General features: G+C 40.6%; 19 protein-coding genes and 1 pseudogene. 8 read left to right on the top strand and 12 right to left on the bottom strand.

The features are described 5' to 3' along the window. Positions 1-242 precede the first annotated feature (242 nt). Positions 243-2,024 (top strand): M61 family metallopeptidase, encoded by a 1,782-nt coding sequence (locus ACFG4S_RS11665; RefSeq protein ID WP_392534949.1) that lies wholly within the window; start codon positions 243-245, stop codon positions 2,022-2,024. Positions 2,025-2,130: 106 nt separating this feature from the next. Here ACFG4S_RS11665 and pyk read toward each other — a convergent pair whose 3' ends face one another. Beyond that, on the bottom strand, positions 2,131-3,900 hold the full coding sequence (gene pyk, locus ACFG4S_RS11660; RefSeq protein WP_392534948.1) for a pyruvate kinase: 1,770 nt from the start codon (positions 3,898-3,900) through the stop codon (positions 2,131-2,133). Between the two features lie 391 nt (positions 3,901-4,291). Here pyk and crtR point away from each other — a divergent pair, with 391 nt between their 5' ends. After that, positions 4,292-5,182 carry a beta-carotene hydroxylase gene (gene crtR, locus ACFG4S_RS11655; protein WP_392535963.1) on the top strand — a complete coding sequence of 297 codons (891 nt, stop codon included), beginning with the start codon at positions 4,292-4,294 and terminating at the stop codon, positions 5,180-5,182. 13 nt (positions 5,183-5,195) lie between these two features. On the opposite strand, the pseudogene ACFG4S_RS11650 reads toward crtR, so the two are convergent. The 6 genes and pseudogenes from ACFG4S_RS11650 to ACFG4S_RS11625 all read right to left on the bottom strand — a co-directional run. Continuing rightward, positions 5,196-5,369 (bottom strand): annotated as a pseudogene (locus ACFG4S_RS11650) (DUF433 domain-containing protein); the annotation flags it as partial. A 65-nt stretch (positions 5,370-5,434) separates the two neighbouring features. After that, complete coding sequence (locus ACFG4S_RS11645; protein ID WP_392534947.1) at positions 5,435-5,950, bottom strand: DUF6756 family protein; 516 nt, start codon at positions 5,948-5,950, stop codon at positions 5,435-5,437. 325 nt (positions 5,951-6,275) lie between these two features. Further along, entirely contained in the window at positions 6,276-6,851 is a 576-nt protein-coding gene (locus ACFG4S_RS11640; RefSeq protein ID WP_392534946.1) for a Uma2 family endonuclease, read from the bottom strand. A gap of 650 nt (positions 6,852-7,501) precedes the next feature. After that, positions 7,502-7,906, bottom strand: a complete 405-nt coding sequence (locus ACFG4S_RS11635) for a type II toxin-antitoxin system VapC family toxin (RefSeq protein WP_392534945.1) — start codon at positions 7,904-7,906, stop codon at positions 7,502-7,504. Between the two features lie 6 nt (positions 7,907-7,912). Beyond that, positions 7,913-8,128, bottom strand: coding sequence for a hypothetical protein (locus ACFG4S_RS11630; protein ID WP_392534944.1), 216 nt, complete (start codon positions 8,126-8,128; stop codon positions 7,913-7,915). A gap of 600 nt (positions 8,129-8,728) precedes the next feature. Next, entirely contained in the window at positions 8,729-10,861 is a 2,133-nt protein-coding gene (locus ACFG4S_RS11625) for a hypothetical protein (protein WP_392534943.1), read from the bottom strand. Positions 10,862-11,152: 291 nt separating this feature from the next. Between ACFG4S_RS11625 and ACFG4S_RS11620 the strand changes: the two genes are divergently transcribed. Continuing rightward, positions 11,153-11,722, top strand: a complete 570-nt coding sequence (locus tag ACFG4S_RS11620; RefSeq protein ID WP_392534942.1) for a hypothetical protein — start codon at positions 11,153-11,155, stop codon at positions 11,720-11,722. 239 nt (positions 11,723-11,961) lie between these two features. Here ACFG4S_RS11620 and aroH read toward each other — a convergent pair whose 3' ends face one another. From aroH to ACFG4S_RS11605, 3 genes are all read right to left on the bottom strand, one after another. Then, positions 11,962-12,363, bottom strand: coding sequence for a chorismate mutase (gene aroH / locus ACFG4S_RS11615; RefSeq protein ID WP_392534941.1), 402 nt, complete (start codon positions 12,361-12,363; stop codon positions 11,962-11,964). Between the two features lie 208 nt (positions 12,364-12,571). After that, positions 12,572-13,393, bottom strand: coding sequence for a signal peptide peptidase SppA (sppA, locus tag ACFG4S_RS11610; RefSeq protein WP_392534940.1), 822 nt, complete (start codon positions 13,391-13,393; stop codon positions 12,572-12,574). A gap of 606 nt (positions 13,394-13,999) precedes the next feature. Next, positions 14,000-14,296, bottom strand: coding sequence for a hypothetical protein (locus ACFG4S_RS11605; protein WP_392534939.1), 297 nt, complete (start codon positions 14,294-14,296; stop codon positions 14,000-14,002). A gap of 504 nt (positions 14,297-14,800) precedes the next feature. Here ACFG4S_RS11605 and ACFG4S_RS11600 point away from each other — a divergent pair. The 4 genes from ACFG4S_RS11600 (at position 14,801) to plsY (ending at position 18,583) form a co-directional block, all read left to right on the top strand. Further along, positions 14,801-15,598 (top strand): MlaE family lipid ABC transporter permease subunit, encoded by a 798-nt coding sequence (locus ACFG4S_RS11600; RefSeq protein WP_392534938.1) that lies wholly within the window; start codon positions 14,801-14,803, stop codon positions 15,596-15,598. Between the two features lie 96 nt (positions 15,599-15,694). Next, the gene (locus ACFG4S_RS11595) at positions 15,695-16,111 is read left to right on the top strand and encodes a DUF3119 family protein (protein WP_392535962.1); all 417 of its coding nucleotides are present in this window, start codon (positions 15,695-15,697) and stop codon (positions 16,109-16,111) included. A 185-nt stretch (positions 16,112-16,296) separates the two neighbouring features. Further along, positions 16,297-17,574: a DUF3086 domain-containing protein gene (locus tag ACFG4S_RS11590; RefSeq protein WP_392534937.1), complete on the top strand. Its 1,278-nt coding sequence runs from the start codon at positions 16,297-16,299 to the stop codon at positions 17,572-17,574. A 328-nt stretch (positions 17,575-17,902) separates the two neighbouring features. Then, positions 17,903-18,583: a glycerol-3-phosphate 1-O-acyltransferase PlsY gene (gene plsY, locus ACFG4S_RS11585; RefSeq protein WP_392534936.1), complete on the top strand. Its 681-nt coding sequence runs from the start codon at positions 17,903-17,905 to the stop codon at positions 18,581-18,583. A gap of 243 nt (positions 18,584-18,826) precedes the next feature. On the opposite strand, the gene ACFG4S_RS11580 is transcribed toward plsY, so the two are convergent. Continuing rightward, the gene (locus ACFG4S_RS11580) at positions 18,827-19,288 is read right to left on the bottom strand and encodes a DUF4079 domain-containing protein (RefSeq protein ID WP_392534935.1); all 462 of its coding nucleotides are present in this window, start codon (positions 19,286-19,288) and stop codon (positions 18,827-18,829) included. Positions 19,289-19,494: 206 nt separating this feature from the next. Beyond that, a complete protein-coding gene (locus tag ACFG4S_RS11575) occupies positions 19,495-19,875 on the bottom strand; it encodes a DUF1830 domain-containing protein (RefSeq protein WP_392534934.1) in 381 nt (126 codons plus the stop codon). Positions 19,876-20,450: 575 nt separating this feature from the next. On the opposite strand from ACFG4S_RS11575, the gene ACFG4S_RS11570 reads away from it, so the two are divergent. Beyond that, entirely contained in the window at positions 20,451-22,043 is a 1,593-nt protein-coding gene (locus ACFG4S_RS11570) for a photosystem II high light acclimation radical SAM protein (RefSeq protein WP_392534933.1), read from the top strand. Positions 22,044-22,104 lie beyond the last annotated feature (61 nt).

Here is a 22,104-nt window from a genome sequence, read left to right as displayed (position 1 = left end):
ATCTACCTGAATGTGATGATTGCGTAAGTCCTATTCCAATATTTCTCGGTTAAGGGGAAAAGGGGAAAGGGAAAGAAAAAACCTTTAACCCAAACCCAGTAACCTTTACTCCAAACCCAATTCCGAGTTAAAAATACAAAACCCGAGAAGTATTGAGTCCTATTCTATAAAAGTCAAAAGTTAAAAGGTAAATTTGTCATGATGGGGAAAATTACCCATCGACTATTAACTTAGAAAACAAGATGACTGAAGCCACAGCAACTCGTCCCAACACCAACCTTGAGGAAACTGAGCCAACGATTCATTATCTCGTGGCAATGTCGCAACCAGAAAACCATTTGTTTGAGGTGACTTTAAGCATTGTAAATTACTCCTCAGAGATTCTCGATTTAAAACTGCCCGTTTGGACACCTGGTTCTTACTTAGTTCGGGAATACGCCAAGAACTTACAAGATTTTGCTGCTTTTGCAGAGAATAAGCCTTTACCTTGGCGGAAAATCAGTAAAAATCACTGGCAGGTAGACAAAATAGGTGTTTCAGAATTAACTGTACGTTACCGCATTTTTGCTAATGAGCTATCGGTACGGACAAATCATTTGGATGCTACCCACGGTTATTTCAATGGTGCGGCATTATTTTTTAGAATACCTGGGTCAGATAAGCAACCGATTCGCGTCACCATCATACCATCACGCCCAGAATGGCAAGTAACTACAGCTTTACCACCTGTTGGTGAGGAAACGAATACTTTCTTGGCTAAGGATTTTGATACTCTTGTTGATACTCCGTTTGAGATTGGTTCTCACCAATTATATGAATTTGAGGTTTTAGGAAAACCTCATGAACTGGCAATTTGGGGGCGAGGTAGTTACCATGTCCAGCAGCTAATTACTGACATTCAAAAAATTATCCAGGTAGAAGCGCAGATGTTCGGCGGTTTGCCCTATGAACGATACGTGTTTCTCCTACATTTATTTAGCCAAGCTTTTGGCGGTTTGGAGCATAAAAATTCTTGCTCTTTAATTTACCAGCGTTTTGGGTTTCGTGTTCCAGAAAAGTACGATCGCTTTATTCAATTAGTCGCACACGAGTTCTTTCACTTGTGGAATGTCAAGCGGATTCGCCCAAAAGCATTAGAAGTTTTTGATTACGATCGAGAAAATTACACCCCATCCTTGTGGTTTTGTGAGGGTACTACTAGTTACTACGACTTGTTAATTCCTTTGCGGGCGGGAATTTATGATGCTAAGTCCTATTTGAATAACTTGAGCAAGGAAATTAGCAGATATGAAGCTACACCGGGGCGCAAAGTACAACCCGTTTCTGAGTCAAGTTTTGATGCTTGGATTAAACTCTATCGCCCTGATGCCAATAGCGGCAATTCCCAAATTTCTTACTATTTAAAGGGAGAAATGGTATCGTTATTGCTGGATTTATTGATTCGCTCTACTCACAACAATCAGCGTTCCCTTGATGATGTGATGCTGAAAATGTGGCAGCAATTTGGACAAGCTGAAATTGGCTATACCCCAGAACAGTTACAGGAAGTTATAGAATCTGTGGCAGAAATCAATTTGACTGATTTCTTCAAACGCTACATTGATAGTACTGAAGATTTGCCGTTTAATCAGTATCTACAACCCTTTGGCTTGCAGTTAGTAGCAGAGCAGCAGGAAGAACCTTATCTGGGTGTCAAAATAAATACTGAGAATGGGCGGGAGATGATTAAGTTTGTCGATGCGGGTTCACCTGCACAATTAGGGGGAATTGATGCAGGTGACGAGTTACTAGCAATTGATGGGATTAAGGTAATGGGAAATGGCTTAGGCGATCGCCTCAAAGATTACCAACCAAGCGATAAAATTGAAGTCACAGTTTTCCACCAAGACGAACTGCGTACTTATTCCATCACCCTAGACTCACCACATCCCACTCGATATCAAGTAAAACCTGTAGATTATCCTAACTCTACACAGCAGCAAAACTTTGCTGGATGGCTGGGGGTAGCGATCGCAACTGTTTGATAAAGGCACGGGGCAAGAGAGAAGGGGGAGACAAGGGAGAAATATTGCTACCTTGTCCCCCTTGTCCCCCTTGTCTACCTTGTCCCCCTTGTCCCCACTCTCAATACTAATGGGTTTTCACCGCCCCAGAATAAATCAAACCCCGTTGTAAATCCAGCGTCAGAATTGCCCCATCTCGAATTACCTGTGTTGCCTGTTTCACACCCACAATCACCGGTACACCGAGACGCAAACCAATGACTGCTGCGTGACTTGTAAGACTTTCATCTTCCGTAATAATCCCGGCAGCTTTGCGAATTGCGTCCACAAAATCGGCATTAGTACGGGAAGCGACTAAAATATCTCCATGATTAAAGTTACTAATATCCATACCAGTATTAGCCACTCGTGCGCGACCACTGACTGAACCTTGTCCCAGTCCAATTCCGTGACCTAGTATTGCCGTCACTACCTCAACCTTAATCAAATCTGTTGAGCCGGAAATTCCCTGGAGTGTGCCAGCAGTCATCACTACTAAATCTCCCTCAGAAAGTAACTTCAGCTCCTGAGCCACATTAATCGCAGCTTGGAATGTTTGACCAGTGGAAGGCAATCCTAGCACTAGCAGCGGTTTTACCCCCCACACCATCTGTAGTTGTCGCGCCACGTTTACATGGGGTGTTACAGCCAAAATTGGTGTATGAGGACGAAATTTGGAGACATTGCGAGCAGTTGCCCCGGTTTGGGTTAGGGTCATGATTGCTGCGGCTCCGAGTTGCTCTGCTATTTGACCCACAGCCTGACTAATAGCATTGGGAATAGAGCGCCGGGTATCTCTCAAAGAACGTAAGTTTGAGTTTTGGGCTTCCTCCTGCTCCATACGCTCGGCAATCCGCGCCATTGTCGCCACTGCTTCTACAGGGAAGCTACCTACCGCGGTTTCATTTGAAAGCATCACCGCGTCTGTACCGTCTAAAATCGCATTGGCCACATCCGATACTTCCGCGCGAGTGGGACGGGGATTGCTCACCATACTGTCTAACATCTGAGTGGCGGTGATGATGGGAATCCCTAAGCGGTTTGCTGTGGCAATCAACCGTTTTTGGAGTACCGGAACATCTTCAGCGGGCAATTCCACCCCTAAATCGCCTCTGGCAACCATTACCCCATCACACAGAGCCAGAACCGCCTCCATTTGTTCAATGGCCTCGTGCTTTTCAATTTTGGCAATCACTGGAACTTGCTTGCCTGTACTGGAAATTAGCTCTTTAATTTCGATCATGTCCTGGGGATTGCGGACAAAGGAAAGTGCCACCCAATCTACACCTTGATCTAGACCAAACATCAGATCCTCTCGGTCTTTGTCGGTCATTGCTTTAATTGACAGGTAAACCCCGGGAAAGTTTACCCCTTTATTGTTAGAAAGTTTACCAGGGACGGTAATTCGACAATGCAAATCACCTTTGTCTCGGTTAATCTCCTCCACGACCATTTCTACTCGTCCATCATCAAGGAGGATTTTTGCACCAACTGGGACTTCTTGGGCTAAATAATCATAGGTGACGCAGCTAATTTCTTGTGTGCCTATAACCGGACGATTGGTTAAGGTGAAGCGATCGCCTTTTGCCAAAACTATAGATCCGTTATCAAACTTCCCCAAGCGAATTTTTGGTCCCTGCAAGTCTTGGAGAATAGCCACTGGCTGATTGAGTTCAAAGGCTGTTTGCCGAATTAAGCGAATACTACGCTGATGATCGGCATGAGTTCCGTGGGAGAAGTTTAGCCGCAGTGTCGTTGCTCCCGCTTCAATAATCGCCTTGAGCATTTCAGGACTGCTTGTGGCGGGACCGATAGTAGCGACAATTTTTGTCCGGCGTAGAGAATCTCTTAATTGCATAGGGGATGAATTTAGGGAGCTATCTGGGAAGTTATCGTAACTCTAAGTGGCATCTCCTTTTGGATCACTGCTATACCAATAGATTTAAGCAGTTAGAAAGGAATTATGAGAGAGCGAAGGCTAGGGTTGGGGGTTTGGATAGACTAGATATAGTACACCAATCTTGTCTCCATCCTCCGCACGAAGGAGTTTATCCCATCAACTTATTGCCAATTGTCATACCCCACTTATCAGTAAAGACTAAGCCTCGTCTGGAATCATAGCGTTATTCATCTGCCGATATGCTAAGCTGTGCATAAATATTGCTATACAAAAGTTAATAAAACTTTATTATTCCCTAATGTTGATCGTATATTCGTAATGTTTAGTAAAGAAAGAGTCAATGTCAATCATGCTCGCGTCGGAGGTACAAAAGCCACTGACAATCCCACCCAAAGAATTGTTAGCACCTCCTGGTGATTCAAATCCAACGCTACTGCTATTTTCCGCGGCTGTGGCAATGCTGGTATTATCTAACTTTGGTTACTGGCTTTGGCAATGGCCGCATTGGCTATGCTTTGGGGTTAATACTATTGCCTTGCATTGTGCTGGGACAGTAATTCACGATGCCTGTCATCAATCTGCACATCGCAACCGAGTAATTAATGCAATTTTAGGGCATGGTAGTGCATTGATGCTGGCTTTTGCTTTTCCAGTGTTTACGCGGGTGCATTTGCAGCATCATGGTCATGTGAATCATCCCAAAGACGATCCAGATCATTATGTTTCTACAGGTGGACCTTTATGGCTGATTGCAGTACGGTTTTTGTATCATGAAGTGTTTTTCTTTCAACGGCGACTGTGGCGGAAATATGAGTTATTAGAATGGTTTATTAGCCGTTTAATTATCGGTTTAATTATTTATATTTCAGTTCAGTACCACTTTTTAGGTTACATTCTCAATTTTTGGTTCATACCTGCTTTTGTGGTGGGGATAGCACTAGGATTATTTTTTGATTATTTACCGCATCGTCCTTTTGTAGAACGCGATCGCTGGAAAAATGCTCGCGTCTATCCTAACCCGATTCTTAATATCTTGATTATGGGACAGAATTACCACTTAATCCATCATTTGTGGCCTTCTATTCCTTGGTATAATTACCAACCCGCGTATTATATGATGAAGCCCCTGTTAGATGAAAAAGGATGTTATCAAACTTCAGGATTGTTGCAGAAAAAGGACTTTTTTGAGTTTGTTTACGACATCTTTTTAGGAATTCGGTTTCATCATCAAAAAGAATAGAGTTATTGCATAAAGCGATCGCTTGCTCACGGCTGACACTGGGAAAGCGATCTAAAAACTCATCCAGTGAGTCACCAGCTTCTAGATAATCGAGTAAGGTTTTTATCGGCACACGAGTATCAACAAAAACAGGAGTTCCCCCTAATATATCGGGGTCGCTATGAACAACACGCGATGTGGATGTCATATAGTTAGCTTGTCTGCGATAGACTACCTTCTTATCCTAGCTCTGGTTGTCTCAAAGGTTGTTTGTTAAAAATGCTGAAGCGATTTGACGTTTTCACGATTTGATTTTAAGTATTCTATCTTTTCAGTCATAGACTGCCCAACACCAATTAATACTCCGTGACGATCTTCGCCCAGTAGCCACTCAAACTTTTTCGAGACTATATAATATTCAAACCCATACATTTCTGCTATTAGGTCGGCAATTACCACGATATTGCCCTCATAGAGCCAGTAATTACCATGCTGTTTAGTTGTTTTCCAGTCTTCAGTCACAAACCATACTGTCTCTTCTAGAGGTACAAGTTCTTTCAAAAAGTCGGGTGCATGTTCGAGATGAATTGAGCAAGACGGTTCTTTGAATGAACCCCACCACCAGGGATAATTTAGTCCTTTTTTACCCAAGCTTGTGAATCGCCCAAGAATTGACACTAATATCTGCTCGTATTCATGAAGGCTAACTAACCTGAAATCATTGCAAGAAAGGTTTAGCGTTTTTATGGCTTCTTCAATATCTACTCTGAAATCTAAGCGTTGAGTCATAAAATCTACATCGCTCTAATACCAATTCTCTATAAATAATGACGATTTGTTTCCTTGGTGTTCTTAGCAGTTCGCTTTTATTTATTAATATGAATATTTTACACTTTTGACTTCACTACTGGCTGTGATGCTTGTAAAGGCTGAGGCAATAAATAGAGCAACCATTTAAAATCCCTAAAGAGCTTATTCGATAATACTTTTGACTTTTTTACCCTGAGCGCAGCCGAAGGGTGACTTTTGACTTTTGCCTTGCGGTACTAGGTTATTTAAGTAAGCCCAGAGTTTTACGGTCTTGCCACAACTAGTAGAAGGGATGGTCTATTTTTTAACCAATATTACCCGCAGACAACACTTGTTCAACTGTAAGCGCAATTTCCGGGAAAGTTGCAGACACAATTTGCTCACTCCCGCTAAACTCTTTTTCCTCGTACAATCCTTCTGACAACAATAAAATCGTAATTTTTGACTCTATTGGATCTACAATCCAATATTCAGGAATCTCTAACGCTGCATATTCAGAACGTTTATATCGATAATCGCGTTTTATTGAATCAGGGCTGACAACTTCCACTACTAATATCGGCGCAGACTGACAAACAGCAGACTCATCAAGGAATTCCATTACCTGTTCAGCCGCGACAACATAAACATCAGGTAATCTTGACTTTCGCCATCCCGTTCTTACCCCCGCTTCTCTAAAGCATAGCCAAGGTAAACTCAAGCGATTGATTTCTGTGTCAAATGTCTGTTCAAGGAATTTAGCAAGTAGTAAATGTCTAAAAATTGGCGGATTCATGCGTTCTAGTTTCCCATCCACCAGTTCATAACGGCTATCAGTACCATCGTTATAAGCGAGATATTCTTCAAAAGAGTATAGACGCTCTGTAGTTGTCTGTGTCATCGCCCAACTTTTAAATAAAGGTTTTTTTTGAGTACTACCTCAAAAAATCATGAGTAATTGCACATTGGCTTGTAGTAGCGTTTCAACGTGTAGGGAAATAAAAAAGCTATATAATTTTATCAGCGACAAAGCACGATTTTATCGTTAGCTACTCAACACTTTGGAAAAAATAAAGTTGTACATACAATTTAATCATACTACCATCCCAAAAAAGCCAAAAGTTCTACTGCGGCACAATTTTATGCAATCGCATTTACTAAAAATCAAAAGAGTGATTTATGTCTGACTTATTCTTTGTAGACACCCTGCGGTAAGCAAACTAAGTTTCCTCAATTTAAGCAGCAAAAGAGTGTGTAGGCGCAGCCCAACCTAGGCATCGCACTTTTAATTAGTACAAGAGTAATCAATTGGATCGCTCTCTAAACAAAGCTGAATCAGTAATTTTGCTTGGTAATGTATGCAAGCGATCGCAGTAATTAAACTCTCGTTATCTTAAAGGCGGAAGTTGCTACAGGCTGCGCGAAACACGGAAACGTCTTGGCGGAAGTTGCTGCAAGGAAGACGGAAGTTATTATACTGTTTTACTTTAAGAATTATACATTTAGGCAAGCTGGAGAAGCTCACGGTAAGTTAGGGGAAGAGCAAGGTATTCACACAGAACGCCAATTTTCGATTTGCAAGTTAGGTACTCTTTGAAATTCTCCGACATTAGATGTCACCACAATATGATTATTGATTAGTGCGGTGGCTGCTATAAGTACATCATAAGCACCAATAGGTGAACCAGCTAATTTAAGAAAGCTTCTGATGTGGGCTGCTTGTTCTGCTTCTTTTGAATCAAAAGCTAAAATTGTAATTGAACTTAATAATATTTCAATAATTGATTGGATTTTAACAGCGCGTTGTGGGTTTATAGCTAATCCATATTTCACCTCCATAACTGTTAGAGATGAAACAAAAATTTCCGTAGGGGAGATTAACTTTATTCGCTTGAGGGTGTTTTCTTCTCCTTTGACAACATCACTAATGACGCAAGTATCCAGTAAATAACCCATACATAATTAAAGTTCTATTTCGTTCGGTGCTATCAGTTCGTCTCGATATGATTCAAAGATAATACTTTCTTTTATACCTGAATATTGCATGATTATTTCTGGCCATTGGCTGGGTTTAGTTTCTAGGAAGGTGACAAACACTAGACTTTCAGTGATGCCTTCTGGTGTTTCAGCTAATTCAATTTTGCCGTTTTTATAAATTCCTTGAATTGTTTTTAACATATAGCTTACCTCTTACATAAACTTTAACCTATAGGAATCATATTTGATTTTTGAAAAATTTCAGTATAACTCAAAGAGCCTTCTTGACTGTTGCCTGACTACGCAAATAATTTTATAAATGAAATCGGATCGCTATATAAAAATAACCTCCCAAAGCGATCGCAGTAATTAAACTCCCGTTATATTAAAGGCGGAAGCTGCTACAGGCTACGCAAAACACCCAAACATGAAAGCGGAAGCTGCTACAGGGTGCGCGAAACACGGAAACGTGAAGGCGGAAGTTGCTGCAAGGAAGGCGGAAGCTACTACAGGGTGCGCGAAACACGGAAACGTGAAGGCAGAAGCTTCTGCAAGGAAGACGGAAGTTGCTACAGGGAAGATAAACAGAGAAATTTGTTGGTGTACGAAGGATTTTAGCCCCTTGCTTTCTCTGTTTTGTTGAGGGTTTTGGATTTGAGCGATCACCTCGAAAGTTTCCCGAAAGTGCGATCGCTTGGTGATCGCTCCTAGTGTCATCCTTAAACCTATAACTGGACTTCTGACCTCCAAAATGAGAGCTTAAGAGCGATCGCTAAACTTAATAACTGTGCTGCTGTTTCTCTATTGGCTCGACATTACTTCTTCTATGATAGATTTCATTACACAGTTATTATTATCCTCTGGCTTCCCAGGTGAACAATCTATAGGATTTCCAACCCTATCCCTGATCGCGTTTTGAGAAATTTTCGAGAGATACCATCCTAATGGTAATTCAGGCGCTTTTACTGGATTTTTACCGTCATTGTTCTTTACTGGAGTTTTACCGTCTACATGAGTTAAATAGAATTGCCTAAACCGATGCTCCTGTAAATCATTCTTTTTATTATCAGGAATTTTTCCGTCTAGTTCGTATTCACCCTGCTTAATAACACTACGTCCTCTGGCTTCTCTTGAGTTCAACAAAGCTAGAAGTGGTGACAACAGTTCGTTTAGTCCTTCGACTTTTGAGGGTTCTAAGAAAGAGTTATCAGTGATGGCTAGATATACAACTTTGAAAGTTTTATCTTTGATCTCTTTTTCTAAAATTTTTTCTAACCTTTGACCTATATCTCGTGCAGTTGTGAAACCCGAGTTTTCAAAGTAACCTCCGTCTGCTAAACGAGTTTTCAGACCATTATTATAAGTTAATGTTTCATTTTTATTATTTATTAGGGCTTTACCATTCGCATCGTTGCATTTTTTAAACCAACCAACTGGAGTGACTAATGGAAACCTAGCACTGAGGACAGCAGCCGTACTGAGAGGAAAGTCAATAAGACCACCAGTTTCATTAACATTACAAGCAACAGTGCGAATATCATTAAGAGGCGGAAATTTTGAACCTGGAGAATTGAAGTTGAACGGACTTAACAACAAACGCTCTCCAGTCCCTACTACTGTCGTATTTAAGACAAGAGCAGGAGCATCATCTTTATCTGGATTCCAATGCTCGTAGTAAGAATTTGCAAGGGGATTATTATCCTCACTCCATTTTTTGTTCCACCCACCTTCAAACGCATACTCTAGACCCCTGGCTCTGTCCAAACTCTCAATAGGAATAAAAATAAAACGTTGAACAAAATCAGAAAATAATCCTGCTCCAAGCAAGGGAGATAGCAAGTCTTTATCTAACAGTTCATGCGCTCTGTTTTCTAGGAGCCCCCTATTATTCTTTAGAGGCTCATTCTGCCTATACTTTAGCGAACAATCCTGTGTTGTTGAAGGAGGTGCAGTTTTAACCAAGCTAGAAAATGCCGCAGCACCAAGGCTACCACCAGAGACACCGCTAATGGCAAAAACATGATGAGCAAAGGCAGGGCATAAATCTTGTAATCGTGATAGCGTTGATGCCGCATGATAAGCAGCAAAGATTCCACCTCCCTGCGCCGAAATAATGTATATAGGGTATGGAGTTTTATGTTTAGCAATCTCTTTTTGGCGTTTTCCTCGCCACTGTTCAAACTTTGAATTTAATGCTAATGCTTTCTGTTCAACTTCTTCTTTACTAGGAGTGGTAGGAGTGGTAGGAGTGATAAGTCTGATTTGATGATTGTCATTCAGATCAAATCCGCTAAAGCCAAAAGCAAGTATTACAGGAAATATAATTGCTGCAAAAGCGGTGATCTGAATATTTTTATGAAACCCAAAATAATAAAGAGGATATACAAGTGCCAGAAGGGTCACAAGAAATAAAGCAATTAGCGTGATTGAGCCAAAAGTTTGGCATACCCATTGGAAGGAGGATGTCCCAACTTTACTCGGCCAACCTATAAAACATACTAAAAAAATTACTGAAAGAAACAGCAGAATTAAAATTTTTGGTTTAAGCGAATCTCTTAATTTTTCCATAAGGGCTTCTGTATCTTTTTTAATATCTTTTTCAATTTGATTTTTGTTTTTACAAATCGAATCAATAAAATAAACTGCTAAAGTCAAACAAATAAAACAAAATACTAGAGAGAACAAATATTTAACCTGATCAAGAGTCGGAGTGCCACTACCAAAGTTAGAGAATAATAATATTATAATGATCCCTATAATTGGGATCGCTCTGACGAATTCTGTGGATTTTTGGTCATCTTCGGCATCTTTATTATATATAAATGGTATATTCTTGAGCCAGTTATCTTCGATCGACTTGATGTATCTAAGTGGGAATATAAACCATAAAAAACAAGAAGATAAAAATATATACATTGGTAGCTGAGAAGTCAACCATGATACAGATTGAGCATCAAACCCAGAATTAGACCTGAAAAAACCAATAGCTATACTGAATAAGGGCACAGAACTAAAAAATTTTACTTTAAAATATTTAAAGGATGTTGTAAAAAAATTAAGTATATTATTATTCTCATTAGATATATTATTCTCATAAGGATTTTTTGGTATGTCTAATAACCTTTGCGATGAAAATAAACATAAACATAATAGTAAGATATTCCCTCTCGGCTAACTCTCTTTTTTGCCTAAAATGTTGCGTAAATTAAATCCAACTGTTTCTTTATGCTTCCAAAACAACGCATACGTGGAGTTATCCTTACGCCTAAAGGATTACATAAACTTGAGTTAGCAAAACAACAAACAGAATTTAATGAAAACGGCAACAAGCGATTTACACTCATCAATCTGAGTGTTCAGACAGGTTTAGACTCTCATACCCTGTGTAAGATTTTTAGCTGTAACAACAAAGTCGATCGATACTCTCTCACTCGATGTTTTCAGGCATTCAAAATATTATTAGAGCCGGATGATTATGATGTCGCCACCATTCCCCTGCTCATAACTAGCTCAGAGTTACAACAGCGAGAAACCTGCAAGGATAAGACTTTAGGCAGAGAGGACGACAAAAAACTTGGATTAAAGTTGAAGCTAGATGTAAATGAGGTCAACTTGCCCATAACTCCACCTGAAAAAATTCGCTCAAGAGGAATAACACTGCTGGAAGAATTATCGGGAGAATCTTTACTAAAAGCAGTTAAATTTTTAGAATCCCTTTCTCAAGAGTCTTTACCGCTAAGTCAAAACAAGCTTGAACATAGCAACGGTGTTGCGAAGAATATTAGGCTCAATTAAACTAAAAATAATTTTCAACAACCATAAAAATAACCTCTGGAAGCGATCGCACCTTTAATTGCTACAATCGTACTCTTTAGAGATTATTGTTCAATTGAATTATTAATTGTTGAACCGAATTATTCCTCCACACCAGCATTTCCTTTGCTAATTCGAGAGCCGCGTAACCCCTCGTAGACATTGCTTGCTCACAGCTGACACTGAGAGGCTGTTTGTTAAATATATTTTATTTAAATAATTTACACTTTTGACTTCACTACTGACTGTGACGCTTGTAAAGGCTGAGGCAAACACCAATCGGGACGCAAGCTGGCGGCGTTGCGTAAATAGATATGGTGAATTGACGCGGAAGCTGGTAGATAGGCGTGAATTAAGAACCGAATGCAGCGCTGTAAGCTGCCTTCAACATGCATTTGCTGCACATCCAACATGGCCACATTATCCCAACCTGGACGCGATCTAGCGATCGCAGCTGGAAAAATAGCATCCAAATCGCGTGTCACCGAGAAAGTCACACTAATCATATCCCTCGGCTGAAATTGATTCCGATTTTCTAATTCATCTAGTAGTTCTGTAACCACTTCTTGCATTGCCTCAACAGTGTTTTCGGCAACTGTTGTTGCCCCGCGAATAGCCCGCATTTGCCACTCCACGCCACAATCCTCCTTAATTAGTCATTGGTTATTGGTTACTTGTACTGAGCGACTTGCCTTGAGGGAAGTCGAAAGGAGTCGAAGTATTGGTCATTAGTCACTTGTACTGAACAAAGACGTTGGCGCAGTCTCTCTAAGAGTTGTACTGGTCATTAAACTCTGGACAAAAGACAAATGACCAATGACTAATAATCATTTATGGTCGATATAACCACAAGGGTAAACCACTAGTAGACATTTCAAATTCGAGCCAATCAATTCCAGATCGAATTCCTGATGAAACCTGACGACTTCCTGGTAGAAGACGACTCAATAAAGGTTTGCGTTCTTCTAGGGTATAGCAGAGAGTTTTTTCTGGATCGAGACCGACCAATTCTGCTGTCCAGCGTCGGGCATCTTCTTCTGTACCCAGGCGGTCTACAACACCCAATTCTAAGGCTTGCTGCCCAGTAAAAATCCGCCCATCGGCAAAACTTTTCACAGCTTCTACTGTTAAAGAACGGCCATCAGCTACCGTTTGGACAAACTGCTGATAACTTGTGTCAATCAACTCTTGTAGGATACTTTCTTCTGGTTGAGTCAGTTGTCGGTCGAAAGCCAAAATGTCTTTGTAAGGACCAGACTTAATTACCTTGAAGGAAACACCAATTTTTTCTAGTAAGCGTTCTAAATTATTTCCACGCAGAATCACACCAATACTTCCCGTAATCGTACCTGGATTGGCTACAATGTGTTCTGCTCCCATGCCGATGTAGACTCCTCCAGAAGCCGAAATATTGCCAAAGCTAGCGACGATTTTGATTTTCTCGCGCAAACGCTTCAGGGCGCTGTAGATTTCTTGGGAATCTCCGACTGTACCCCCAGGGCTATCGATACGCAGCAATAATGCCGGAAACTTTTTTTCTTCTACAGTTTTTAGGGCTTCTAGGACGCGTTTGCGAGTAGCACCGGCGATCGCGCCAGTAATTTCAATCCGCGCAATTTGTTTTTTAAACTTGGGCTTAAACGGCCAAACCATGAGTTGTCAACATACCTCGTAATAATCTCAATATTAAGATGCCCAGCGGTCAGACGACCTATTTTACTCTGTTAAGAAACATGAGTAGGGATTGTGTTCGTCACGATTTTAATGAACTTTTTATATTTTGCAGATAATTTGATTTCATCTTTTTGCTAAAAGGCAATCAAGCTTTGAAGCTTGCACCTACAGTATAAAATACCAAATTCTAGTTTAGCGTCCAGCGCGATCGTTGAGAAAGAATATTTTAGCTGTTTTACGGAATTAAAAATACCCAAACCCTTGGTATTACAAATTTTCCATCTTTTGGGAATCAGTTGGATCTAGTCCTGCAACTATATTAATACTAATACAGAACGTCTGAACATAGACTAACCATTGAAAATTAGTGAAAAGACTTTTTAATTTTTAATGGGTGACTTTTGCAGACTAGCACTAATCATTAGTAATTAATAACTAATAACTAACTTAAGAATTTTCGCAGTGTCAATTTAATTGATATAAATTGATTACACAAGACTAAATATTTCACTATGCTAAGACCAAGAGTACTTTCACTTAGAAAAATATCACTTCACTTCTTGCATAGCCGATAAGCACCTAAGATTATGAATCTATTCGTAAAATTTGACATCGGTAATAAGCGTACATATCAAATAGTGCGCCAACAAAACTACAGGTCAAGCTAATTACCAATAATCCGCGTAGGGGAGTCCCACTGCCAAAGGTAGCCAGAAAATGCACAATCTGAGTAGCGATCGCCTCAGTGAACTCTTGTAAACTTGGCAAGTGACCGATGGCAGATAAAAGGAGCAATCCGCTGCCAACTAGGAACATGGGAGCGATAAAACTAAAAACGATCGTCAGTAGCAGGGAGCGGAGAAAGTTAGTGAAAATAGTCATTTAAGACAAACTCCGTGAATGAAGATGACAATAGCTGGATAGCGGTTTGTCATTTTCTACAATACGGGCGATCGCTTCCGAGCAGACAATATGTCAAAAATCTTAAGTTTTAATTAAAAGAAACGGCTATCAGTTACACCACATGCTGTGGATAGCAAAAAGGAATTAAATCTACAAAACCCTTGTAAATGAGGGTGATTTCCCAAATCAGCACCTATTTATTGCTGAGCAAAACGTTTAATAGCAGCATTATTTTCTGAGAACATCTTTAAACTAAGTTAATGTTTAGCTTTCTTAAGAGAGTGGTTAATGGGGAGCAAGGGGATGTGATAGATCGCGGAAATCAGGAACTTAAGCATGGGGCACAGACCAAGGGGAAAATAAAAAATTATCTATTTCCCCTAAGTTCGCTCTCCTGTGCCTCTTCTCATTCCCCATTCCCCATTCCCCATTCCCCATAACTTCCGCTATTCTTAAGGCAGTTACCGAGTTAGCTACAGAACATTGAACCAGACTACATCCAAATCCAGTTTAGGAGAATGGAGTCAGCGATTGCTGGCGGCGATTTTTCTGGGTGGGCAAGTACTAGTTCACCTATTGAGAGGCAAAATCCATCGGCGCAACACCTTAGAACAAATGGCAGCAGTCGGGCCAGATTCCCTATTTATTGCCCTATTGACGGCTATTTTTGTTGGTGCGGTGTTTACCATTCAGGTGGCGCGAGAATTTATCAATTTTGGCGCAGGGAACATTATCGGTGGAGTGCTTTCCATAGCGTTAACAAGGGAACTTTCTCCTGTGTTAACAGCAGTGGTTTTGGCAGGACGAGTTGGTTCTGCCTTTGCAGCCGAAATCGGTACTATGCGAGTAACAGAACAAATTGATGCCATGTTGCTATTAAAAACAGATCCAATCGATTATCTAGTTATTCCACGCGTACTTGCTTGCTGTTTAATGCTGCCAATTTTAACTCTCCTGTCTTTGGTAACAGGAATGTTCGGAGGATTTATAATTGCGACAAATATCTACAACCTATCTGATACGGTATTTCTAGAGTCAGCCCGTAACTTCCTTGGGATCTGGGATATTTTTAGTGCCATGATCAAAGCTTGTTGCTTTGGCGTTTTAATTGCTGTAATTGGTTGCAGTTGGGGCTTGACGACAACCGGAGGAGCCAAAGGTGTAGGACAGTCAACCACAACTGCTGTTGTGACTGCCTTGCTAATTATCTTTGTTAGCAACTTCTTTCTTTCTTGGTTAATGTTTCAGGGTACTGGTAGTGGATTTCTGCAAGGTCTCTAAGAGTTAGCAGTTAAGAGTTATGAGTTAGAATTCCTAGCTTTTCACTCCTAACTCCTCACTTCTAACTCCTGACTCCTAACTCCTAAAATAGGAAAGATATCTACTAACAAAGCAGGATTTAAGATTGTGACCAGTTCATTTGCTCCTAACTCCACTTCAACTGTCGAACTCAAGCCTAGTTACAATATACCTGTGGTGTTGGTGATTGCTGCTATTCCACTAATATTGCTACAACCGTGGATAGGCTTTGCTTTCGCCTTGTTTGGCTTGTTTCTCATGTTTCAGGCGTTGACATTACGCTTGCAATTTACTGCCACTGACTTAGATATTTACAGAGGCGAGAAATTGATTCGACGTTTTCCGTACCAGGAATGGCAAAATTGGCGTATTTTCTGGAATACAGTTCCCATACTGTTTTACTTTAAAGAAATTAAAAGCATTCACTTTTTACCGATTTTATTTGACCCCAACACCTTGAAAAGTTGTTTGGAAGAACGTTGTCCCCGTATTTAAGGCTGAGTTACCCAACTTTTAAATCGAAGAAAGCTCATCTCAAAGTTATCCCTAAATACTGAGTAGTTCTAATCTTGACAGAAGCTAATATTTCAGTACATCTCGAACTTAAGACTTTGAGAGCCTGTCAATTGTAATATTTCTGAAAGATATTTATTCGCATCATAGGAATTACACTATTGTTTATGAACCCAGAGGCATCTCAAACCCCAGAACCAATTGATGAGCGGTTACCAGAAGAAAAACAGACTAATGCAGCTGAACATCCACCCAACTCATCTGTTGATTCAGTGTTAGAAACAGCAGCCATTAGCTCATCAGAAGACTATGCAACTTTTGAGCCGATTATCTCCAATACAAAAGAGGTGGATTCTAGAGGAGAGCCAACAGAAAATTCAAATGGCGAGTTTGTGGTGCAGTTACAACCAAAAACTGTGGAACTGGGGTCAGAAATAGAATCAGATTCACAAAACAATTTAATATACACCACCGCACAGCAGCGAGTGGCAGAGTTGCAAAGCACTGAAGCAGCCTTGAAAAAAGAAATCGCTAGCCTAGAAGTTTCGTACAAAAGCCTTCAGGCACAATTGAGTGAAACTCAAACCTCTCTGGGACGACTTGTCCAAGAGTCACTAGTGCAATTAGAACAACGCAAACAAGCGCTGCAAATTTCTATAGAACAGCTAGAACGTCGTCAAGAACGTATCCGCAATGAAATGCGAACTACTTTTGCGGGAGCATCCCAAGATTTAGCAATTCGGGTACAGGGTTTTAAAGACTATCTCACGGGTAGCTTACAAGATTTAGCCGTCGCTGCTGAGCAGTTGCAACTAACGCCAAGTGTAGTAGAAAAAGAAAAACCATCTGTAAAAGAAGCTAAACCAGCTGAACCTCAGTTAGGAGTGCCACAATTTGCCCAACAACAGTTTCAAGATACGACAAAGCAAATTCGCCGTCTAATTGACCAATACCGTAATAAACCAGATTACTATGGTCCGGCGTGGCAATTGCGCCGCACCTTTGAACCAATCCACGCTGAACGAGTCTCAAACTGGTTTTTCACCCAAGGAGGACGGGGTGGTTTGCGGACAATGGGTAGTCGCTTGCAAAATATTTTAATTGCTTCAGCCGCAATTTCGATATTACACAAGCTGCATGGCGATCGCATCCGGACTTTGGTCTTAGCTAATACACCCGAAAGATTAGGTGAATGGCGGCGCGGTTTGCAAGACTGTCTCGGAATTGGTCGCCCAGATTTCGGCCCAGACCGAGGAGTGGTATTATTTGAAGCATCTGAAGCTGTCGCCCAAAAAGCAGACCGATTGGTGAAAGCCAATCAATTGCCGTTGATTATCATTGACGATTCAGAAGATCAAATCAGTTTGTCTCTGCTGCAATTTCCTCTATGGTTGGCCTTTGCCCCCGACCCCAAAACAGTGAGAAACTATGATGATGATTTTTAATTAGTCATTTGTCATTGGTCATAAGCTAATGTACTTTTAATTTGCATAACTAGGGCGGGCAAGATGCCCACCCCACAACTGTTTTAATTCCAGGTAATATGCAAGTGAAATGTCTAACAGCTTACCAGTTCTATGTAAGACTGTGCTTTATTCAGATAGGGGCAATTCAAGAATTGCCTCTCTAGTACGTAGTTTTGTGTAATTCTTATGACTGGATTTTCAAAAAGAAATTCTATTGAGAGGTATTCTCTGGATTTCTTAATTTTGAATTTTGTTAGCGCAGCGTTAGCGAGTCATCAAGCGTCATTTTGAATTTTGAATTGTTAATATGGCTATCTGGTTAACTCTATGCGGGGTAATTGTGCTTATAGCTTACCTACTGGGTTCTTTTCCCACTGGGTATATTGCTGTGAAGCAGTTAAAAGGTATTGATATTCGACAAGTTGGTTCAGGTTCCACTGGGGCAACTAATGTGCTGAGAACCTTAGGAAAAGGTCCAGGAGCATTCGTTTTAGTACTTGATTCCTTGAAGGGAGTATTAGCGATCGCTTTAGTTTACTGGTTATTCAACTTGGCTACCAGTCAAAATATTATCCCTCCAACGGTAGATGCACAACTCTGGCAACCGTGGTTAGTAACTGTGGCTGGGTTATGTGCCATCCTTGGACACAGTAAATCAATTTTTTTGGGCTTTACTGGTGGTAAATCTGTTGCTATCAGCTTGGGTATTTTGTTGGCAATGAATTGGCATGTAGGTTTAGCAACAGCAGGTGTGTTTGCCGTCATTGTAGCGATATCGCGGATTGTTTCTTTGAGTTCAATTTCAGGTGCGATCGCTGTTCCTATTTTCATGCTACTTTTGCATCAACCATTACCATATATTCTGTTTGGGATTGCCGGTGGATTGTATGTGATTTTACGCCATCGCAGTAATATCGAACGAATAATTGCCGGTACTGAGCCAAAAATTGGGCAAAATTTAGCACAGGAACCAGAACAAACTGCATAATTAACACACAGTCAACTAGACTGACTGTCATCACGGTAGTTTTTGCCAATGGCACAGTATTGTTCGGTAGGGGACTTCCAACTAAAAAATATCCTATCGCTTTGACAAGCAGGGGAAGCATGAGGAAGAATCTAACGATCATCTTCGCTCCAAAATTGAATAATTTAATTTCTGGAAGCCCCTAAAATATAAACTTACCTAGACTGTCGTAGATAAGCTATGCCACTTTCAAATGGCAAATTTTTAAGGTAGATACTTTTGTACTACAATCCAACCAGTAAGGGATACCCAGGCAAATCCTAGAAATAAAATAATATTGACGCCGATGTGTAAGGGTCTAGCCCAAGGTCGTCTGGGATTAATTTGCGTTGCACTGAAAGCAGATAGTAAAACCAAAACTACCACTATCAATCCAGCGATCAAGTGTGATGAATGTCCCAAAGAACCAAAGTGACCTAAAGTGCCAACAATGCCGATCGCCAGCAATAATAGCACTAAAGTTACCATACTGATGCCCATTAGATAGTGGAGCGATCGCACCTCTGTGTTTCCGCCCAAAAATTGAGTAATAAAAGGGAATTGTTGCGAAGTTCTCGTCCGAAACATCCAAAAACCAGTGACTGCTAACATCAGGTATGCCAGCAGAGACAACCCCATTGACCAGGCGGCCATTTTCCACAACCAAAGAAATGAAGGCAGATTCATAAGAATGATTGTAGATGAGATCGGGGAAATGAGGGGGACTGGGGATTGGGGATTGGGAAGATGAGGGATCAAGGGAAGCAGGGGAAGAATCCTTAATCCTTAATCCTAACTCAGCACTGTTTTGCCCAATCCCCAATATATAAAAAGGGCTACTGAATTCAGCAACCCGAAAATTGAGTCAAATTGTTTTTTTTAATCAACAGCTGCTAAATAGCAAATTGTAAGGGTTTTATACTATCTCCGGAATTTGTATTAAGTTGCTGCACTATTGGTTGGGTATTAATAGAGTCTTTTCCAGATGATAAGTCTGTATCAAACTCATAGCTACTGGGTTCTTCGAGCATCAGGCGATCGCACGGAATTTTATCCGATAAAATTGCACTTGCCATCATACCTGTATGAATCTCCAATTGAGCTTTTCGGGGAGCTTCAAAAACTAAACGTTGTCCAGGGAAAACAACCCTTTCAAAGTACCAGTTGGCAATATTGGAGATGCGAGCTACCTGTATTTTGCTCGTGGCATTAATGTAGCAGCAGAGAATTTTTCCCGATTGCTCAGGTGGTAGAGGATCTAATATTTGAGCCATAACTGCTGAGGAGCTTTACGCCACAATTTTACATTACACTAGCCAAGCCTAGCATTCACTGATCCCCAGTTGCTGTAACTCCGAATACCAACTGAGTATTTGTAGATTATTTCTGTCTAAAGAAATATTTTTAGTTGTGAAAACTGTGTAATTATTTATAGCTTTTTCAAAATTATACACTATATGTAAAAGCTTTTTTCGCGGTATAAAAGTTTCAATTATCGGAACACAGATAATTAAGGAATTGGTATAACGATGATTTCTTTGCTTTTTGCTCACTGAAGAAGTCAGTTTTGCTCTTTGGTCTATTCCAGAATGAATAGGCTGGGATCATCGCTTAATGAATAAACTCAATGTTATCGTAAAGCTATATGAAAAATTTCTTCATAAACCCTCTGTCAATACCATCTATTTGGTATGCAAAGCAATTTTATTGATTTATACAGTTGCTAAAAAGCCTAAATACCATAAATTGGCTTTAATATCAAGTAATATTTTGATATACATAAAGCAGAGAAAACAAAAACACCCTTTAAAACTGAATTTTTTCTCACTTTTCCCGAAAGATTGGCAAGATGGAAGTCAAAACACAGATGATGGAAAATCGAATTCTTTACGTTCGCCTTCCTTGTAACCCCATCTTTCCTATTGGGGTTGTCTACCTAAGCGATCATGTCCATAAGCAGTTCCCTAATATTGAACAGCGCATCTTTGATTTAGGAACAGTGCCACCTTTAGACTACAATTCTGCTCTGGATCGCTGTATCGATGAATTTAAACCGACACTGCTAGTATTTTCTTGGCGGGATATTCAAATTTATGCCCCAGTTGGCGGACGTGGTGGCAACCCACTGCAAAACGCCTTTGAATTTTACTACGCTAAGAATCCTCTATTAAAACTACGTGGTGGCTTGGGCGGTTTAAGAATCTTCATCGCTTACTATGTAGAGTTATGGCGAAATCAGGGCTTAATTAAACGCGGTTTAAAGCGTGCCCAAAAATATAATTCTAATGCCCGTGTAGTTGTAGGTGGTGGTGCAGTCAGCGTATTTTACGAACAATTGGGTAAAAGCTTACCCAATGGGACAATTATTTCTGTGGGTGAAGGGGAAACTCTGCTAGAAAAACTTTTAAGTGGTAAAGATTTTCGAGATGAACGCTGTTATGTTGCGGGAGAAACTCAACCACGCAAACGGCTAATTCACGAACAACCCACCCCACTAGAAAAAACAGCTTGTAACTACGACTATATCGAAAGTATCTGGCCGGAATTTAACTATTACCTCCAAGAGGAAGACTTTTATATAGGTGTACAAACGAAGCGTGGTTGTCCCCACAACTGTTGTTATTGCGTTTATACGGTTGTTGAAGGTAAACAAGTACGCATCAACCCAGCAGATGAAGTAGTTGCCGAGATGAGCCAATTATACGATCGCGGCATTCGCAACTTTTGGTTTACCGATGCCCAATTCATCCCAGCGCGAAAATTTATCGACGATGCCATAGAACTATTGCAAAAAATCGTCGATTCTGGTATGACAGATATCCATTGGGCAGCATATATTAGAGCCGACAATTTGACACCAGAGTTGTGCGACTTGATGGCGAAAACCGGGATGAATTACTTTGAAATCGGGATTACCAGTGGTTCTCAAGAACTCGTGCGGAAAATGCGGATGGGGTATAACTTACGAACCGTCTTGCAAAACTGCCGTGATTTAAAAGCAGCTGGTTTTAACGATTTAGTTTCTGTCAACTACTCGTTTAACGTCATTGACGAACGTCCCGAAACCATTCGCCAAACTATCGCTTACCACCGCGAACTAGAAAAGATTTTTGGTGCTGATAAAGTTGAACCTGCTATCTTCTTTATTGGACTACAACCCCATACCCATTTGGAAGAATACGCTTTCAAAGAAGGCATCCTCAAACCAGGATACGATCCAATGAGTTTGATGCCGTGGACAGCCAAAAAACTCCTTTGGAATCCCGAACCCCTTGGTTCATTCTTCGGCGAAGTGTGCTTACAAGCTTGGCAACAAAACCCCAACGATTTCGGGCGCGAAGTCATGAACATCTTGGAGGAAAAACTGGGTTGTGCCGACTTAGAAGCAGCACTTTCTGCACCAATGGAAACGAAAGAAAAACAGTTAGCAGGTATATCCTAAAAAACCGAATTTCTCCTCCTCTGTGTCCTCTGCGCCTCTGCGGTTATTTTTATCAAATCCC

The sequence above is a fragment of the Nostoc sp. C117 genome, assembly GCF_043099735.1.
Classification (GTDB): domain Bacteria; phylum Cyanobacteriota; class Cyanobacteriia; order Cyanobacteriales; family Nostocaceae; genus Nostoc.
Note: the sequence above shows the minus strand (reverse complement) of the source record. Positions and strands in the feature narration are given on the sequence as shown.

Bases quoted from the DNA above. Each gene is read 5' to 3' on its own strand.
- ACFG4S_RS11665 (WP_392534949.1), top strand. From the start codon at position 243: ATGACTGAAGCCACAGCAACTCGTCCCAACACCAACCTTGAGGAAACT.
- pyk (WP_392534948.1), bottom strand. From the start codon at position 3,900: ATGCAATTAAGAGATTCTCTACGCCGGACAAAAATTGTCGCTACTATC.
- crtR (WP_392535963.1), top strand. From the start codon at position 4,292: ATGCTCGCGTCGGAGGTACAAAAGCCACTGACAATCCCACCCAAAGAA.
- ACFG4S_RS11645 (WP_392534947.1), bottom strand. From the start codon at position 5,950: ATGACTCAACGCTTAGATTTCAGAGTAGATATTGAAGAAGCCATAAAA.
- ACFG4S_RS11640 (WP_392534946.1), bottom strand. From the start codon at position 6,851: ATGACACAGACAACTACAGAGCGTCTATACTCTTTTGAAGAATATCTC.
- ACFG4S_RS11635 (WP_392534945.1), bottom strand. From the start codon at position 7,906: ATGGGTTATTTACTGGATACTTGCGTCATTAGTGATGTTGTCAAAGGA.
- ACFG4S_RS11630 (WP_392534944.1), bottom strand. From the start codon at position 8,128: ATGTTAAAAACAATTCAAGGAATTTATAAAAACGGCAAAATTGAATTA.
- ACFG4S_RS11620 (WP_392534942.1), top strand. From the start codon at position 11,153: ATGCTTCCAAAACAACGCATACGTGGAGTTATCCTTACGCCTAAAGGA.
- aroH (WP_392534941.1), bottom strand. From the start codon at position 12,363: ATGCGGGCTATTCGCGGGGCAACAACAGTTGCCGAAAACACTGTTGAG.
- sppA (WP_392534940.1), bottom strand. From the start codon at position 13,393: ATGGTTTGGCCGTTTAAGCCCAAGTTTAAAAAACAAATTGCGCGGATT.
- ACFG4S_RS11605 (WP_392534939.1), bottom strand. From the start codon at position 14,296: ATGACTATTTTCACTAACTTTCTCCGCTCCCTGCTACTGACGATCGTT.
- ACFG4S_RS11590 (WP_392534937.1), top strand. From the start codon at position 16,297: ATGAACCCAGAGGCATCTCAAACCCCAGAACCAATTGATGAGCGGTTA.
- plsY (WP_392534936.1), top strand. From the start codon at position 17,903: ATGGCTATCTGGTTAACTCTATGCGGGGTAATTGTGCTTATAGCTTAC.
- ACFG4S_RS11580 (WP_392534935.1), bottom strand. From the start codon at position 19,288: ATGAATCTGCCTTCATTTCTTTGGTTGTGGAAAATGGCCGCCTGGTCA.
- ACFG4S_RS11575 (WP_392534934.1), bottom strand. From the start codon at position 19,875: ATGGCTCAAATATTAGATCCTCTACCACCTGAGCAATCGGGAAAAATT.
- ACFG4S_RS11570 (WP_392534933.1), top strand. From the start codon at position 20,451: ATGGAAGTCAAAACACAGATGATGGAAAATCGAATTCTTTACGTTCGC.